We start from the raw sequence: 16,387 nt of genomic DNA on the forward strand, positions 1-16,387 counted from the left end.
GTTTCTCCTTACTGGGCCGAGGCCAGCACGAATGCGCCGGTCACCAGCAGGTTGATCAGGGTCAGCGGCAGGCAGAACTTCCAGCTAAAGGCCATCACCTGGTCATAACGCGGCCGTGGGATCGAGGCCCGCAGCAGGATGAACAGCATGATGAAGAAGCAGGTCTTCAGCGCAAACCAGAAGAACGGAATCTGTGGCAGCCAGCCGAACGGGCCATGCCAACCACCGAAGAACAGGGTGACCAGCAGCGCCGAAACAGTGACGATGGCCACGTACTCACCAACGAAGAACATGCCCCATTTCATCCCGGCATATTCGATGTGGTAACCGTCGGCCAGTTCTTGCTCTGCTTCCGGTTGGTCGAAGGGGTGACGGTGAGTCACGGCGACCGCGGCGATAAAGAAGGTACAGAAGCCGAAGAACTGCGGAATGATGAACCACAGGTTCTGCGCTTGGTACTCAACGATATCGCGCATGTTGAACGAGCCAACCTGCGCCACCACGCCCATCAGCGCCAGCGCCAGGAACACCTCGTACGACACGGTCTGCGCGGAGGCGCGCAGGGAACCGAGCAAGGCGAATTTGTTGCTACTGGACCAACCGGCGAACAGTACGGCGTACACCGAAAGTCCGGCCATGGCGAAGAAGAACAGGATGCCGATGTTCAGATCGGCGACGCCCCAGTTCGGCGAGATCGGGATGATCGCAAAGGCCATCAGCATGGCGGCGAAGGCAATCATCGGCGCCAGGATAAAGATGAACTTGTCGGCAAACGGCGGCGTCCAGTCCTCTTTAAAGAACATTTTGATCATGTCCGCGCCGAGCTGGAACATGCCGAACGGGCCCACCCGGTTCGGCCCGTAACGGTCTTGCCACCAACCCAGCAAACGCCGCTCAACAAAGCTCAGCAGCGCGCCGCAGATCACCACGGCGAGCAGGATGACGATGGCCTTGAGCACGGCAATCAAGGTGTCGACCACCTCAGGCGTTAGCCAACTCATTGCGCCACCTCCGCGACTGCGCTGACCACGGCAGCGGCGCTGAGCACCGGCATACCGGGCAGGCCAACTGGCAAGCCGATCACGCCGATGGCCAGGTCGTCACTGACTTGCAGCGGCAGACGCAGGGTTTGCCCAGCTACTTGCAGGCTCAACAGCGCGCCTTCTTTGGTGCCCAAGCGTTCAGCTTCAGCACTGGCCAACAGCACATACGGCTGTGGCATACGCTCTTGAATCGGCTTAGCCAAAGCCGAGGTTTCGTCGCTGCCAAACAGGTGGTGCAAACGCACAGCCTGCAAGGTGCCAGCCGCTGGATTAAACGGCGCCGGCACGCTGAACCAAGGCAGTGCTTGACCTTTAGCCTCCAGCAGACGCACGCCCGGATCACCGGCACGCAGGTGACCACCGACTTCGTCTTGGAACTTGTTCCACGCTTGCGGCGAGTTCCAGCCCGGCGACCAAGCGAATGGGATCTGCTGACGGTCTTCTTTGCTGCCGGCATAACCTTCCATGGAGAAGGCGAACGGCGAGTCGTGGTCCTGCGGTTGACGCGGCTCGTGCACGCTGATGTTGGCGCGCATCGACGTACGGCCACTGTAGCGGTGCGGCTCACGAGCCAACTTCAGACCCTTGATGCGGAATGCCGAGCTGGGTGCGGCTTCGCCAATGCGGGCCAGCAAGCTGTTGCTTGCGGCGCAGGCGGCAGTCACTTCATCCAGCTGGGTCCAGTCGACGGCTTTGCCTTGCAGGGTGCTGTGCAGGGCATGCAGCCAACGCCAGCCTTCACGGACCAGAATGCTGCTGTCGTAATAGCTCGGCTCGAACACCTGGAAGAAGCGCTGGGCGCGGCCTTCGAGGCTGACCAGAGTGCCGTCGCCTTCAGCGAAGCTGGCCACGGGCAGCAGCAGGTGAGCTTTGTCGCTGGTGGCAGTGTGCTGATGGTCAGCGACGATCACCACCTGTGCAGCGGCGAGGGCGGCATCCACCTGAGCTTGCTCGGCGCGGCGATACAGGTCGTTTTCCAGCACGATCAGCGCATCGGCAGCACCGCTGCTCAGGGCCTCAAGGGCAGCATCGACCGAGTCACCACCGAGCAGGGCCAGGCCCATGCTGTTGGCTTCTGGCACCACCAAGCTGATGGAGCCATTCTTCTCGCGATTTTTCAGGGCACTGGCGATGTTGCCAGCGGCTTCGATCAGGCTCTTCTCACCCAGCGAAGCACCGGCGACGATCAGCGGACGCTTAGCCTCCAGCAGCGCTTGAGCGATGATTTGCACCAGCTCGGCGGCTTCTTCGTCCAAGCCATTGACCGCTGGGGCGCTTGGGTCGATGGCGTGGGCAACGGCAAAGCCGATCCGCGCCAAGTCCGCCGGCGCGGCATGCACGCAAGCCTCAGCCACATCATCCAAGCGGGTGGCGGTGACGCTGGCGATAAACAGCGGGTTCAGCTCATGCTGGGCGACGTTCTGCACCGCGGCCTTGTGCCAGTCTTGAATGCGCGCGGCAGCGGCGATATCCACCGCCTTGCCTTTTACCGCCTGACGCAGGGCCAAAGCCACACGGGCGGCGGTCTGGGTGAGGTCTTCACCCAAGACGAACACAGCGTCGTGCTCTTCGATTTCGCGCAGGGTCGGCACCGGCAGCGGGCCGTTTTGCAGGATCTCGCGGATCAGCTGGAGATTGGCCAGCTCATCGGCGGCGATACCGCTGTAGTAGTGGCTGTGGCCAACCAGTTCGCGCAGGGCGAAGTTGCTTTCCAGGCTGGCACGCGGCGAGCCAATACCGATCACGCGCTTGCCTTTGAGTAACTCGGCGGCTTTATCCAGCGCGGCGTCGATGCCCAGTTGCTGGCTACCCGCAGCGTTTTGCAGCAGTGGTTGGCGTGGCCGATCAGCACGGTTGACGTAGCCATAGCCGAAGCGGCCACGGTCGCACAGGAAGTACTGGTTCACATCACCGTTGAAGCGGTTTTCGATGCGGCGGATCTCGCCATAACGCTCGCCCGGGCTGGTGTTGCAGCCACTGGAGCAGCCGTGGCAGATGCTCGGCGCAAACTGCATATCCCACTTACGGTTGTAGCGCTCGGAGTGAGTTTTATCGGTGAACACACCGGTCGGGCAAACCTCGACCAGGTTGCCGGAGAACTCGCTTTCCAAGGTGCCATCTTCAACGCGACCGAAGTACACGTTGTCGTGGGCGCCGTAGACGCCGAGATCGGTGCCGCCAGCGTAATCCTTGTAGTAACGCACGCAGCGATAGCAGGCGATGCAGCGGTTCATCTCATGGGCGATGAACGGGCCGAGTTCCTGGTTCTGGTGAGTGCGCTTGGTGAAGCGATAACGGCGCTGGTTGTGCCCCGTCATCACCGTCATATCTTGCAAGTGGCAGTGACCGCCCTCCTCGCACACCGGACAGTCGTGCGGGTGGTTGGTCATTAACCATTCAACGACGCTGGCGCGGAATTGCTTAGCTTCCTCGTCGTCGATGGAGATCCAGGTTTTGTCAGTGGCGGGGGTCATGCAGGACATGACGAGGCGACCACGGGTGTCGTTCTCATCGGTGTACTGTTTAACCGCACACTGGCGGCAGGCGCCGACGCTACCGAGCGCCGGGTGCCAGCAGAAGTAAGGGATATCGAGACCGAGGGACAAGCAGGCCTGTAACAGGTTGTCCGCCCCATCGACTTCGAAATCTTTGCCGTCTACGTGGATAGTGGCCATGGTTCAGGTTTCTTCTTTGCCCACCGAAGCAGGCTTGGCTAATGGAATCACGGTGTGTCGCGGGGCCAGGTCAGTGGCCGCCACAACGCTAACTTCACGCGGGTACGAATTGTCCCGTCGTCGCTTGTGGGGCAGCGCTGGAGACACCAGCTTCAAACTCCCCACGGAAATACTTGATCGCACTGCCCAATGGCTCGACGGCGCCCGGTGCGTGGGCACAGAAGGTTTTGCCTGGGCCGAGGAAGTTGACCAGCCCCAGCAGGGTGTCGATGTCCTCACGGGTGCCTTGCTTACGCTCCAGGGCACGGAGGATCTTCACACTCCACGGTAGACCGTCACGGCACGGCGTACACCAGCCGCACGACTCGCGGGCGAAGAACTCTTCCATGTTGCGCAGCAGCGAGACCATGTTGACGCTGTCGTCCACGGCCAAGGCCAAGCCCGTACCCATCCGGGTGCCGACCTTGCCGATACCACCGGCGTACATCAGCGCATCGAGGTGCTCGGGCAGCAGGAAGCCGGTACCGGCGCCGCCAGGCTGCCAGCACTTGAGCGTGTAGCCATCGCGCATGCCACCAGCGTAATCCTCGAACAGCTCGCGGGCCGACACACCGAATGGCAGCTCCCACAGGCCTGGATTTTTCACCTTGCCGGAGAAGCCCATCAGCTTGGTGCCGTGGTCTTCGCTGTCCGGCCGGGCCAGGGTTTTGTACCAATCCACACCATTGGCGACGATGGCTGGCACGTTGCACAGGGTCTCGACGTTGTTCACACAGGTCGGCTTGCCCCACACGCCTACCGCCGCCGGGAATGGCGGCTTGGCCCGCGGGTTAGCGCGGCGGCCTTCGAGGGAGTTGATCAAGGCGGTTTCTTCACCGCAGATATAACGCCCGGCGCCGGTGTGGACGAACAGCTCGAAATCAAAACCGCTGCCCAGAATGTTTTTGCCCAGCAGGCCAGCGGCCTTGGCTTCAGCGATGGCGCGATTCAAGTTGGCGGCGGCGTCAACGTACTCGCCACGCAGGAAGATGTAACCGCGATAGGCTTTCAGCGCTCGCGCCGAGATCAGCATGCCTTCGACCAACAGGTGCGGCAGCTGCTCCATGAGCATGCGGTCTTTCCAGGTGTTGGGTTCCATTTCGTCCGCGTTGCACAGCAAATAGCGGATGTTCATGGACTCATCGGCCGGCATCAGCCCCCACTTCACGCCAGTGGGGAAGCCCGCACCACCACGGCCCTTGAGGCCGGAATCTTTAACGGTCTGGACGATATCGGCCTGGGCCATTTCGCCGAGCGCCTTACGCGCGGCGGCGTAGCCGTTTTTCGCTTGATACTCTTCCAGCCACACCGGCTGCGCGTCGTCGCGCAAACGCCAGGTCAGCGGATGGGTTTCTTCAGTACGGGTAATCAGGTTGGCTGGGCCAATCGACGTCAGTGCCTTGCTCATACATAGGCCTCCAACAGTTTTGCCACGCCATCGGGCTGCAGATTGCCGAAGGTGTCGTCGTCAATCATCACCGCCGGGGCTTTGTCGCAGTTACCCAGGCAGCACACCGGCAGCAGGGTAAAGCGCCCATCGGCAGTGGTTTGCCCAGGCACGATGCCGAGCTGCTGCTTGATGGTGTCGAGCACGCCTTCATGACCGCCGATGTAGCAGGTCATGCTGTCGCACACGCGGATGACGTGGCGGCCCACTGGCGAGCGGAAGATTTGGCTGTAGAAGGTTGCCACGCCTTCGACGTCGCTGGCCGGGATGCCAAGGATGTCGCCAATCGCATCGGCGGCGCCATCAGGCACCCAGCCGCGCTCTTTCTGAACGATTTTCAACGCTTCGATGGACGCCGCGCGCGGGTCCTCGTAGTGATGCATTTCATGCTCAATGGCCGAGCGTTCGGAGTCGCTTAAGACGAAGCGGTCGGTCTGAATTAGGGAGGTCATAATCAGCGGTCCACGTCAGCCATAACAAAGTCGATACTACCCAGGTAGGCAATCAAGTCGGCCACCATGCTGCCGCGGATCACCGAAGGGATCTGCTGCAAGTGGGCGAAGCTCGGCGTACGGATGCGCGTGCGGTAGCTCATGGTGCTGCCGTCGCTGGTCAGGTAGTAGCTGTTGATACCCTTGGTCGCTTCGATCATCTGGAAGGACTCGTTGGCCGGCATCACCGGCCCCCACGAAACCTGCAAGAAGTGGGTGATCAGGGTTTCGATATGCTGCAGCGTGCGCTCTTTCGGCGGCGGCGTGGTCAGCGGGTGATCCGCCTTGTACGGGCCTTCCGGCATGTTGCGCAGGCACTGATCGATGATCTTGATGCTCTGGCGCATCTCTTCCACCCGCACCATGCAGCGATCGTAGGCGTCGCCATTAACGGCCAGCGGCACTTCAAACTCGAAGTTCTCATAGCCCGAATACGGCCGCGCTTTACGCAGATCGAAGTCGCAGCCAGTGGCGCGCAGACCAGCACCGGTGGTACCCCATTCCAACGCTTCCTTGGTGTTGTACTGCGCCACACCAATGGTCCGCGCCTTGAGGATGCTGTTACGCAGAGCGGCTTTTTCGTACTCGTCGAGGCGCTTCGGCAGCCAATCGACAAATTCTTTCACCAGCCCTTGCCAGCCGCGCGGCAGGTCGTGGGCCACGCCACCGATACGATACCAAGCCGGGTGCAGACGGAAGCCGGTGATGGCCTCGATCACTTTGTAAGCACGCTGGCGGTCGGTAAAGGTGAAGAACACCGGCGTCATGGCGCCGACGTCCTGGATGTAGGTGCCGAGGAACAGCAGGTGGCTGGTGATACGGAAGAACTCGGCCATCATGATGCGAATCACGTCGACCTTTTGCGGCACCTTGATGCCGGCGAGCTTCTCCACCGCCAACACGTACGGCAGGTTGTTCATGACACCGCCGAGGTAGTCGATACGGTCGGTGTAAGGAATAAAGCTGTGCCAGCTCTGGCGCTCGGCCATCTTCTCGGCACCACGGTGGTGGTAGCCAATGTCCGGCACGCAGTCGACGATTTCTTCACCGTCGAGTTGCAGCACGATACGAAACGCACCGTGCGCCGAAGGGTGGTTAGGGCCGAGGTTGAGGAACATATAGTCCTCATGCTCGTTGCCGCGCTTCATGCCCCAGTCTTCTGGGTTGAAACGGGCCGCCTCTTCTTCCAGCTTTTGCTTGGCCAGGTTGAGGCTGAACGGATCGAATTCAGTGGCGCGCGCTGGGTAGTCTTTACGCAGCGGGTGACCTTCCCAGGTCGGCGGCATCATGATGCGGGTCAGGTGCGGGTGACCATTAAAGGTGATGCCGTACAGGTCCCACACTTCACGCTCGTACCAGTTGGCGTTGGGCCAAATGCTGATCACGCTCGGGACGTTAAGGTCTTTCTCGCTCAGGGCCACCTTGATCATCACATCGCTATTACGCTCCAGCGACATCAGGTGGTAGAACACGGTGAAATCCGCACCCGGCAAGCCACGACGATTAGTGCGCAGACGCTCGTCGACACCATGCAGGTCATACAGCATGACGTAAGGACGCGGCAGGTTGCGCAGGAAGCTCAGGACCTCGACCAGACGCTCACGGGCCACCCACAACACCGGCATGCCGGTGTGGGTGCTTTGTACGGTAAAGGCATCGCTGCCAAAACGGGAATTCAGTTCGACGACCACATCTTGGTCGTCTGCCTTATAAGGCGGTATGGACAGAATGCTGTCTGCAGTCATGGTCTCGATCGCTTTCGGTCAACGTCGTCAGTAGGCGGGCTCTTACGAGCCCAGGCTCATACTTCGTCGGGGCTGCGCAGATTGGTCACGGCAATACGCTGTTCGCGGCGCTGTTCTTTCTGCGAAGGCATATCGGCACGGTAAATACCCTGATCACCAACCACCCAAGAGAGTGGACGGCGCTCCTGCCCGATGGATTCTTGCAGCAGCATCAAGCCTTGCAGGAATGCTTCGGGACGGGGCGGGCAGCCGGGGATATAGACGTCGACGGGGAGGAATTTATCGACACCCTGAACCACAGAGTAGATGTCGTACATGCCGCCCGAGTTGGCGCACGAACCCATGGAGATCACCCATTTGGGCTCCAACATTTGTTCGTACAGGCGCTGGATCACCGGTGCCATCTTGATAAAGCAAGTGCCGGCGATGACCATGAAGTCGGCTTGACGGGGTGACGCCCGAATCACTTCCGCACCAAAACGCGCAACGTCGTGGGGCGCTGTGAAAGCAGTGGTCATTTCCACATAGCAGCAGGACAGGCCGAAGTTATACGGCCATAGGGAGTTCTTGCGCCCCCAGTTCACTGCGCCACTAAGAACATCTGAGAGCTTGCCCATATAGATGTTCTTGTGGATTTCATCGTCTAGCAGCGGGTCGGAGACAGTCTCCCGCTCACCGACCGGATACTGCTCATTAGGAGCATCCGGATCGATCCGAGTAAGTTTGTATTGCATTGCCAAAGCCTCATTGTTTTAGCTTCGCCTGCCGATTACGACGGCCTTCGGGAGCCCAATCAAGAGCACCGATGCGCCATAGGTAGACAAGACCTGCCAACAGAATTGCTATAAAGACTGTAGCTTCGATCAGTCCGGGCCAGCCGCTTTCGCGCACTGAAACCGACCAAGCAAAGAGATAGAGGGCTTCGACATCGAAGATCACGAATAGCATCGCGACCAAATAGAATTTTGCAGACAGACGCAGACGCGCACTGCCAGTCGGCAGCATGCCAGATTCGAAAGGTTCGTTCTTGCTGCGACCCCAAGCTTTGCTACCCAGCAAGCTGGAGAGGCCCAACATAAACGCGATGAGTCCGCAGACTCCTAACAGAAATACTGCAAAGGCCCAGTTATGGGACATGGTCGTTACCACATCAGGCATGCCGTTTCTCCTTGGATAAAGGGGCGGCTTCTAAATATTTTTAGCTAAGCACCGCCCCGGTTCAGGAAATGCTTAACGTCGTGCGTAAGGTTTCGCCTACAGCAGCTGTATTTAGGCTTTTTAATCAGCAGCGGGCATGCGGCATTATACCTCAGTTGCTAGAAGAAAGGGCTCTATTGCTGCTAATGGATGATGACCGGGGGCCAATGGTTGGTTCTGTGCAAGACAACGGCTATGCTTGGCAGCATTTCAATGGATTAAGACTATGACCCTTACTGAACTGCGCTACATAGTCACCCTTGCCCAAGAGCAGCATTTCGGCCGTGCAGCTGAACGCTGCCACGTCAGCCAGCCCACGCTGTCGGTGGGGGTGAAGAAGCTCGAAGACGAACTCGGCATCCTGATCTTCGAACGCAGCAAAAGTGCTGTGCGCCTGACTCCGGTCGGCGAAGGCATTGTTACGCAGGCGCAAAAGGTCCTTGAACAGGCACAAGGTATTCGCGAGATGGCCCAAGCTGGGAAAAACCAGATGGCCGCGCCGCTGAAAATCGGTGCGATTTACACCGTCGGCCCGTACCTGTTCCCCCATTTGATCCCACAGCTGCACCGCGTGGCGCCGCAGATGCCCCTCTATATAGAGGAAAACTTCACCCACGTGCTGCGCGATAAGCTGCGTAACGGCGAACTGGACGCGATCATCATCGCCCTGCCGTTCCAAGAAGCTGACGTGCTGACCAAACCACTGTACGACGAGCCCTTCTATGCCCTGATGCCAGCCGGCCACCCCTGGACCGAGCTGAAGAGCATCGACGCCAAGCTGCTCAATGATAAGAGCCTGCTACTGCTCGGCGAAGGTCACTGCTTCCGTGATCAAGTGCTGGAGGCCTGCCCGACCCTGCGTAAAGGCGGTGAAGACAGCAGCAAGCACACCACCATTGAGTCCAGCTCGCTGGAAACCATTCGCCACATGGTCGCCTCCGGCCTTGGCGTATCGATCCTGCCGTTCTCAGCGGTCGACAGCCATCACTATGCGCCCGGCGTGATCGAGGTACGCCCACTTAGTGCGCCAGTGCCCTATCGCACCGTAGCCATTGCCTGGCGCGCCAGCTTCCCACGGCCTAACGCGATTGAGGTGCTGACCGACTCGATCCGCCTGTGCTCGGTGGCTCGCCCCGAAAACTTCAATAACTAGGCACAACCATGACCGAGCTGGCGACAGTGTCTGTGACCGCGCTCAAAGGGGTCGGCGCAGCACTGGCGGAAAAGCTGGCCAAAGTTGGCCTCGAGAACCTGCAGGACGTCCTGTTCCATCTGCCGCTGCGCTACCAAGACCGCACCCGTATCGTGCCGATTGGCGCTCTGCGCCCGGGGCAGGATGCGGTGGTCGAAGGCCTTGTGGCCGGCGCCGATGTGGTGATGGGCCGCCGCCGCAGCCTGCTGGTACGCCTGCAAGACGGCAGCGGCACCCTGAGCCTGCGTTTTTACCACTTCAGTCAAGCGCAAAAAGACGGCCTCAAACGCGGCACTCGCGTGCGCTGCTATGGCGAGGTGCGCCCCGGCTCATCGGGCCTGGAAATCTATCACCCGGAATATCGCACCTTAAGTGGCGACGAACCCATTGCGGTTGAACAGAACCTCACGCCGATCTACCCAAGCACCGAAGGCCTGACCCAGCAGCGCCTGCGCCAGCTCAGCGAGCAAGCCCTCAGCCGCCTCGGTCCGCACAGCCTGCCCGACTGGCTGCCCCGTGAGCTGGCCGATGAATATCAGCTCAGCCCGCTCGATCAGGCCATTCGCTACCTGCATCGGCCACCGCCAGATGCCGACCTGGAAGAACTCGCCGAAGGCCGCCACTGGGCGCAACACCGCCTGGCCTTTGAGGAACTGCTGACCCATCAGCTGTCGCTGCAACGCTTGCGCGAAAGCGTGCGCAGCCAGCAAGCACCGGCTCTGCCGCCGGCGCGCAAGCTGCCCAAAGAATTTCTGCAAATCCTTGGCTTTACCCCCACCGGCGCGCAGCAGCGCGTCGGCGCCGAGATTGCCTACGACCTCAGCCAGCACGAGCCGATGCTGCGCTTGGTGCAAGGTGATGTGGGTGCCGGTAAAACCGTGGTCGCCGCCTTCGCCGCCCTGCAAGCGCTGGAAGCTGGCTACCAAGTGGCCCTGATGGCGCCGACCGAGATCCTCGCCGAACAGCACTTTATTAACTTCAGCAAATGGCTGGCCCCGCTGGGCCTGGAAGTCGCCTGGCTGGCCGGCAAACTCAAGGGCAAGGCGCGCAGCGCGGCCCTTGAGCAAATTGCCGCGGGCGCGCCCATGGTAGTCGGCACCCATGCGCTGTTTCAGGAGGAGGTGCAGTTTCGCAATCTGGCCCTAGTGATCATCGATGAGCAGCATCGCTTCGGCGTACAGCAGCGCCTGGCCTTGCGCCAGAAAGGCGTGGATGGCCGACTGTGCCCGCATCAATTGATCATGACCGCCACGCCGATCCCGCGCACCCTGGCCATGAGTGCCTACGCCGACCTCGACACCTCGATCCTCGACGAATTGCCACCCGGCCGTACCCCGGTGAATACCCTGGTGATCGCCGACAGCCGCCGCCTAGAAGTGGTCGAGCGGGTGCGCCAGGCTTGCAATGAGGGCCGTCAGGCGTACTGGGTGTGCACCCTGATTGAAGAGTCGGAAGAACTTACCTGCCAGGCGGCCGAAACCACCTTTAGCGATCTGAGCGCGGCCCTGGGCGGACTGCACGTGGGCCTGGTGCATGGGCGCATGAAGCCTGCGGATAAAGCGGCGGTGATGGATCAGTTCAAACGCGGCGAGCTGCAATTGCTGGTGGCCACCACGGTGATCGAGGTGGGCGTCGACGTACCCAACGCCAGCCTGATGATCATCGAGAACCCGGAGCGCCTGGGTCTGGCGCAACTGCACCAACTGCGCGGCCGGGTTGGCCGGGGCAGCGCCGCCAGTCACTGCGTGCTGCTCTACCACGCGCCGCTGTCGCAACTGGGGCGCCAGCGTTTGGCGATCATGCGCGAAACCTGCGATGGCTTTGTGATCGCCGAAAAAGACTTAGAGCTGCGCGGCCCTGGCGAGATGCTCGGCACCCGCCAAACCGGTCTGCTGCAATTTAAAGTGGCCGATCTGATGCGCGACGCCGACCTTCTTCCCGCCGTGCGCGACGCAGCACAAACCCTGCTGGAACGCTGGCCGCGACATGTCAGCCCACTGCTTGAACGCTGGTTACGCCATGGCCAACAATACGGGCAAGTGTGACTCTGCGCACAGAGCAGCCCCGGCTAGCCCCGTACCCTGCGTAAATACTTAAAAGAATGCTGCCTAGCTGGAAATTGTAATGACTGAAGCTGCACTGGCACCCCAATCCCCGCCGCAACCGCCGGCCATCATCCTGCACCTGCTCAATAAACTCGGCCTCACTTACCAAATCATCAGCGACAGCCCAGCTCTGGCCAAAGCCCAACGGGTACAAGCAGTGCTGCTGGACGATGCCGTCGGCGCCCTGCTGGTCCTGTTCGGTCAAGACCAACTGCTTGATCTCAAGCGCCTGACCGAGCTGACCGGGCGCAAACTATTCGCGGTCAAGCCCGAGCGCCTTGAGCGCATGCTGGCCAAGCACAACCTGAAAACCCTGCCCGGCCTGGCTTCATTGACCAGCTCGCCCTGCCTGTACGACGAACGCCTGCTGCAACAGCCGAGCCTGTATATCGAGTCCGGCCAGCCTGGGATATTGCTCGAACTGAGTAGCGAGGCCTTTAAAGAACAATTGTGCAAGGCCAGCGCCGCACGATTTGGCGAGCCATTGAGCAATATCCGTCCTAATCTGGATCGCCCCAATGACGATCGCAGCGAAATCAGCCAAGCGGTGCAAGTTTTTACCGCGCGGCGTATTCAGCAGCGTCTAGAGGAAACCATCGAGATCCCGCCGCTGCCGGCCACCGCGCAAAAAATCATCAAGCTGCGGGTCAATCCCAACGTCACCGTCGATGCCATCACTGCCGTGGTCGAAGCCGATCCCGCCCTGGCCGCGCAAGTGGTCAGCTGGGCTGCCTCGCCTTACTACGCGGCGCCGGGGAAAATCCGTTCGGTGGAAGATGCCATCGTCCGCGTGCTCGGCTTTGATTTGGTGATCAACCTGGCGCTGGGTCTGGCCCTGGGCAAAACCTTGAGCCTGCCCAAGGATCAGCCGCAGGAAGCGACGCCTTACTGGCAATTGGCAATTTATAACGCGGCGGTGATTGAGGGGCTGACCCGCGCCATCCCCCGCGAGCGCCGCCCGGAAAGCGGCCTGACCTACCTGGCGGGGCTGCTGCACAGCTTCGGCTATTTGGTTTTGGCGCACGTTTTCCCGCCGCATTTTTCGCTGATCTGCCGGCATCTGGAGGTCAACCCGCACTTGCCGCACAGCTATATCGAGCAGCACTTGCTGGGCATTACCCGCGAGCAAATTGGCGCCTGGCTGATGAGCTATTGGGACATGCCGGAAGAGCTGATCAGCGCCCTGCGCTTCCAACTCGACCCGCAATACGTGGGCGCCAATGCCGTGTATCCCAACTTGGTGTGCCTGTCCGCCAGCCTGTTGCGCAACCATGGCATCGGTTCAGGCGCACGCAGCGAGATCCCGCAAGAGCTGCTGGACAACCTCGGCATTAGCCTGGCCCAGGCCGAAGACGCAGTGAACAAGGTGCTGCAAGCTGAAGTGGCGCTGCGCGAGCTGGCTGCGCAACATAACTCCAGCCACTAACAGCTGCGGCGCAAGGGCCCGGCTTACTTAAGCTTGGCTCGCCGCTGCGCGAACAACTGCGGCAATAGCTGCAAGCTGCTGCTCATCAACAGGCTCACGGCAGGCTGCTCGTACAACTCGGCGTACTGGGTCAGTTGGTCACTGGGCATCTGCCGGTAGGCGTACAACATAAACGACTCCACGGCCTGGGCACTGCTGCTGCGCAGCTCTTCGGCCTGGCGCGTGGTCTGCGCGCTCAGCGCCTGCTCATCGATGCTTTGTCCACGCTGCTGCAAGCTCAGCCAGGCCTGGGTTTTACCCGCCTCATAGCGCAGCAAGGTGGCCAAATCAGTGGTATGCGAGGCGGCGTCCAAACGCTGTACCAGCTGCAGGCGCGCCGGCAGAGGCGGACGCTCTTTGAGTTGCTGGCGGTACGCGGCCAGCCCCTGGCTGCCGTCCTCACTTTCACCCACTGCCCGTTCAGCGGCGGTAAAGCCCTGCGCCAACGGCGTTTGCAGGAGCGCTAAAGCCTCTTTAAATTGCTCAGGGGTCAGTTTAGTGGCCAAACGCTGCGCCAACTCATCGCACAGCCCTTGCGCGCTAAACGCCGCAGCCACGCGCTTTTGTAAGTCCTCAGACAAGCCCTTTTGCGCCAAGGGCGCGCTTTGTTCGCACAGCACGTTAATGCCGGCCAACTCGAACAATTTGTAGGCTTGGGCGTTATCTGCCGCCGCCAGCCACGGACTCAGTAACAACATCACCAGCAGCAACACGCGCATACGTAGAGCTCTCTTGATGACTGGTCCGCCGCGCCATGGGCAACGGGCCAGCGGGGGTGCAGCACTCAGTCGATGGAGAAGATCACTTGGCGTTACTGTCCGCCGGCTTTTTCTTCTTTGGCATCAGGTACTTGGTCAGGCCCTGAAACCACATCACCAGCGCCGGGTTGCCTTTGATCTGAATATCCTTGTTCTGGATACCCTGCATAAAGGCCAGCTGTTTGTTTTTCGCCGTCATGGTGGCCAAACCAAAGGCCGCATCTTTAAAGCCCAAAGCAAATGCCGGCTCGTTGACCGTGCCGCGCTTGCTGGAAATACGCTGATCTTTAACGATGAAGTGACGGGCTACTTTGCCGTCGAGGGTGTGCAGTTGAAAGACCAGGTCTTTACCCACCAACTGCTCTTGGAATGCCGGATTAGTACGGCTGGCCTTGGCCATCAAACGACCCAGCATCCACAACAAAAAACGAAATTTCATGCGCGCAGCTCACATCATTAATAGAGGGAATTAACCGAGTAAGACAGCGCATTGTAGCGATTTAGCCTAGAGACAACAGCCGGCAGCAAGAAGGGCGTGAACACGCCAGCCGCAGAAGCAGAACCCGGAGCGCAGGCTCCGGGTCCACAGACTCAGTTAACCGCGTCTTTCAGGGACTTGCCTGGCTTGAAGGCAACGGTGTTGCTGGCCTTGATTTTAACTGGCTCGCCAGTTTGTGGGTTTTTGCCGGTGCGGGCACCGCGGTGACGTTGCACAAAAGTACCGAAGCCGACCAAGGTCACGCTGTCTTTGCGGTTCAGGGCTTTGGTGATTTCGTCCAACACGGCGTTCAATACGCGATTTGCCTGATCTTTGGTCAGATCTGCCTTATCGGCGATAGCGGCGGCGAGTTCCGGTTTACGCATACATGCCTCTTACGTTTTTGTTTTAGTGTCCGGGGGCTGCTCTGCATGAGCAGATACCAACGCGCCGCGACTGCTCTGATCTGCGGCTAACAGATCTGAGGATGGCATGACTCCCTCTAGCGCGCCACCCTTGTCCAACAATTAAAACGACTAACTTTGTGACAAGGGCGACATAACTTCGGCTAATTACGCCAATAGCGCTGGCAAGGCCTTATTCAGGGCCAGACGCTCCTGCACAGCGGCACCGGTCAGGGCGTATCCGAGCAAGGCGCCTTGACCGTCATGACACAGTGCCTTGATGTCGGCGCCACTGCCCTCGACTGTCCAGTCACCCTGCATACCAGCCGGAACCGGCGAGACCACCACCGGACACACCGGAGTTTTCACCGTCACCGGCATCGGCCCGTATTTGACCGCCGTCGGATTGCCCGCCAAGGTCTGCGCCAGCGCCCTGGCGCCAGCCATCAAGGGCATCACGTAGAGCAGATTGAGCCCCGCTACTTCCGCACAATCACCTACGGCATAGATATGTGCTTGGCTGCTGCGTAGCTGGCGATCGACCACAATGCCGCGGTTTACCGCCAAGCCCGCGGCTTGGGCCAGCTCAGTACGGGGGCGCAAGCCAGCGGCGGCGAGCAGCACATCGCAACTCACCTCAGTGCCATCGAACAGTTGCGCGACATAGCCCGCGCCGGCCTGCCGCACGCTGCTCAGCAGACGGCCTAAGTGAAAGCGCGCACCTAAAGACGCCAACCCCGCCTGCACCGCCGCCGCCGCAGGTGGCGGCAGCAAGTCCGGCATCACCTGCATGCTCGGCGCCACCACATCGACCTGATAACCGCCTAGCAGCAAGTCATTGGCAAACTCACAGCCAATCAAACCGGCGCCCAGCAGTAGAACGCGCTGTTTACCGGCGACGGCTTGGCGGAAGCGGCCGTAGTCGTGCAGATCGTTGACGGTAAACAGCTCAGCGCTATCGTCACCGGCCGGGGTCAAACGCACCGCTTCGGCCCCTAGGGCCAGGACCAAGTCGCGATAGACGATACGTTCCTCACCCACCCAGAGGCAGTTGTGCTGCGGCTCGATAGCAGTGACACGGCTGTGGGTGCGGATCTCGGCATTCAGTTGCACCGCCATGGCGCCCGCTTCAGCCATGCTCAGCTCATCGGCCTGCTTATTTTTGCCAAAGCCGGTGGACAGCATCGGCTTGGAGTAGGAGCGGCCATCATCGGCGCTGAGCAGCAGCAACGGCGTACTGTTGTCCAGCTTGCGCCACTCGCGGGCCAGGTTGTAGCCGGCCAAACCGCTGCCGACAATGACTACAGGTGCACTCATAACCACTCCTTAAACCGCAACGCCACACAGG

At 60.4% G+C, this 16,387-nt stretch carries 14 protein-coding genes; 3 read left to right on the forward strand and 11 right to left on the reverse strand.

Annotated elements, in window-relative coordinates; genetic code table 11:
• Positions 1 to 8: 8 nt before the first annotated feature.
• The 7 genes from nuoH to NTD81_RS17565 form a co-directional block, all read right to left on the reverse strand.
• Positions 9 to 1,001, reverse strand: a complete 993-nt coding sequence (gene nuoH, locus NTD81_RS17535; protein WP_262183993.1) for an NADH-quinone oxidoreductase subunit NuoH — start codon at positions 999 to 1,001, stop codon at positions 9 to 11.
• Positions 998 to 3,718, reverse strand: a complete 2,721-nt coding sequence (gene nuoG, locus NTD81_RS17540) for an NADH-quinone oxidoreductase subunit NuoG (RefSeq protein WP_262183994.1) — start codon at positions 3,716 to 3,718, stop codon at positions 998 to 1,000. Before nuoG ends, nuoH begins: the two co-directional genes overlap by 4 nt.
• Positions 3,719 to 3,812: 94 nt before the next feature.
• Positions 3,813 to 5,165: an NADH-quinone oxidoreductase subunit NuoF gene (gene nuoF, locus NTD81_RS17545; protein WP_262183995.1), complete on the reverse strand. Its 1,353-nt coding sequence runs from the start codon at positions 5,163 to 5,165 to the stop codon at positions 3,813 to 3,815.
• Entirely contained in the window at positions 5,162 to 5,656 is a 495-nt protein-coding gene (gene nuoE / locus NTD81_RS17550) for an NADH-quinone oxidoreductase subunit NuoE (RefSeq protein WP_410017179.1), read from the reverse strand. Before nuoE ends, nuoF begins: the two co-directional genes overlap by 4 nt.
• Before the next feature lie 2 nt (positions 5,657 to 5,658).
• Positions 5,659 to 7,440 carry an NADH-quinone oxidoreductase subunit C/D gene (gene nuoC / locus NTD81_RS17555; RefSeq protein WP_262183996.1) on the reverse strand — a complete coding sequence of 594 codons (1,782 nt, stop codon included), beginning with the start codon at positions 7,438 to 7,440 and terminating at the stop codon, positions 5,659 to 5,661.
• A gap of 56 nt (positions 7,441 to 7,496) precedes the next feature.
• Positions 7,497 to 8,174: a NuoB/complex I 20 kDa subunit family protein gene (locus NTD81_RS17560; protein ID WP_262183997.1), complete on the reverse strand. Its 678-nt coding sequence runs from the start codon at positions 8,172 to 8,174 to the stop codon at positions 7,497 to 7,499.
• 10 nt (positions 8,175 to 8,184) lie between these two features.
• Positions 8,185 to 8,598 carry an NADH-quinone oxidoreductase subunit A gene (locus NTD81_RS17565; RefSeq protein WP_262183999.1) on the reverse strand — a complete coding sequence of 138 codons (414 nt, stop codon included), beginning with the start codon at positions 8,596 to 8,598 and terminating at the stop codon, positions 8,185 to 8,187.
• Positions 8,599 to 8,863: 265 nt separating this feature from the next.
• On the opposite strand from NTD81_RS17565, the gene NTD81_RS17570 reads away from it, so the two are divergent.
• The 3 genes from NTD81_RS17570 to NTD81_RS17580 all read left to right on the forward strand — a co-directional run bounded on the left by NTD81_RS17570 (position 8,864) and on the right by NTD81_RS17580 (position 13,360).
• Entirely contained in the window at positions 8,864 to 9,790 is a 927-nt protein-coding gene (locus NTD81_RS17570) for a hydrogen peroxide-inducible genes activator (protein ID WP_262184001.1), read from the forward strand.
• An 8-nt stretch (positions 9,791 to 9,798) separates the two neighbouring features.
• Entirely contained in the window at positions 9,799 to 11,874 is a 2,076-nt protein-coding gene (gene recG, locus NTD81_RS17575; RefSeq protein WP_262184002.1) for an ATP-dependent DNA helicase RecG, read from the forward strand.
• A 79-nt stretch (positions 11,875 to 11,953) separates the two neighbouring features.
• Entirely contained in the window at positions 11,954 to 13,360 is a 1,407-nt protein-coding gene (locus NTD81_RS17580) for an aminoacyl-tRNA deacylase and HDOD domain-containing protein (RefSeq protein WP_262184003.1), read from the forward strand.
• Positions 13,361 to 13,383: 23 nt separating this feature from the next.
• Here the strand turns inward: NTD81_RS17580 and NTD81_RS17585 are convergent, their stop codons facing one another.
• The 4 genes from NTD81_RS17585 to NTD81_RS17600 form a co-directional block, all read right to left on the reverse strand.
• On the reverse strand, positions 13,384 to 14,118 hold the full coding sequence (locus NTD81_RS17585; RefSeq protein ID WP_262184005.1) for a hypothetical protein: 735 nt from the start codon (positions 14,116 to 14,118) through the stop codon (positions 13,384 to 13,386).
• A gap of 82 nt (positions 14,119 to 14,200) precedes the next feature.
• Positions 14,201 to 14,596: an SCP2 sterol-binding domain-containing protein gene (locus NTD81_RS17590; RefSeq protein ID WP_262184007.1), complete on the reverse strand. Its 396-nt coding sequence runs from the start codon at positions 14,594 to 14,596 to the stop codon at positions 14,201 to 14,203.
• A 152-nt stretch (positions 14,597 to 14,748) separates the two neighbouring features.
• On the reverse strand, positions 14,749 to 15,021 hold the full coding sequence (locus tag NTD81_RS17595; RefSeq protein ID WP_262184008.1) for an HU family DNA-binding protein: 273 nt from the start codon (positions 15,019 to 15,021) through the stop codon (positions 14,749 to 14,751).
• 186 nt (positions 15,022 to 15,207) lie between these two features.
• The gene (locus NTD81_RS17600; RefSeq protein ID WP_262184009.1) at positions 15,208 to 16,356 is read right to left on the reverse strand and encodes an FAD-dependent oxidoreductase; all 1,149 of its coding nucleotides are present in this window, start codon (positions 16,354 to 16,356) and stop codon (positions 15,208 to 15,210) included.
• Positions 16,357 to 16,387 lie beyond the last annotated feature (31 nt).

It is taken from the genome of Pseudomonas sp. 5P_3.1_Bac2 (assembly GCF_025465995.1).
GTDB lineage: Bacteria > Pseudomonadota > Gammaproteobacteria > Pseudomonadales > Pseudomonadaceae > Aquipseudomonas.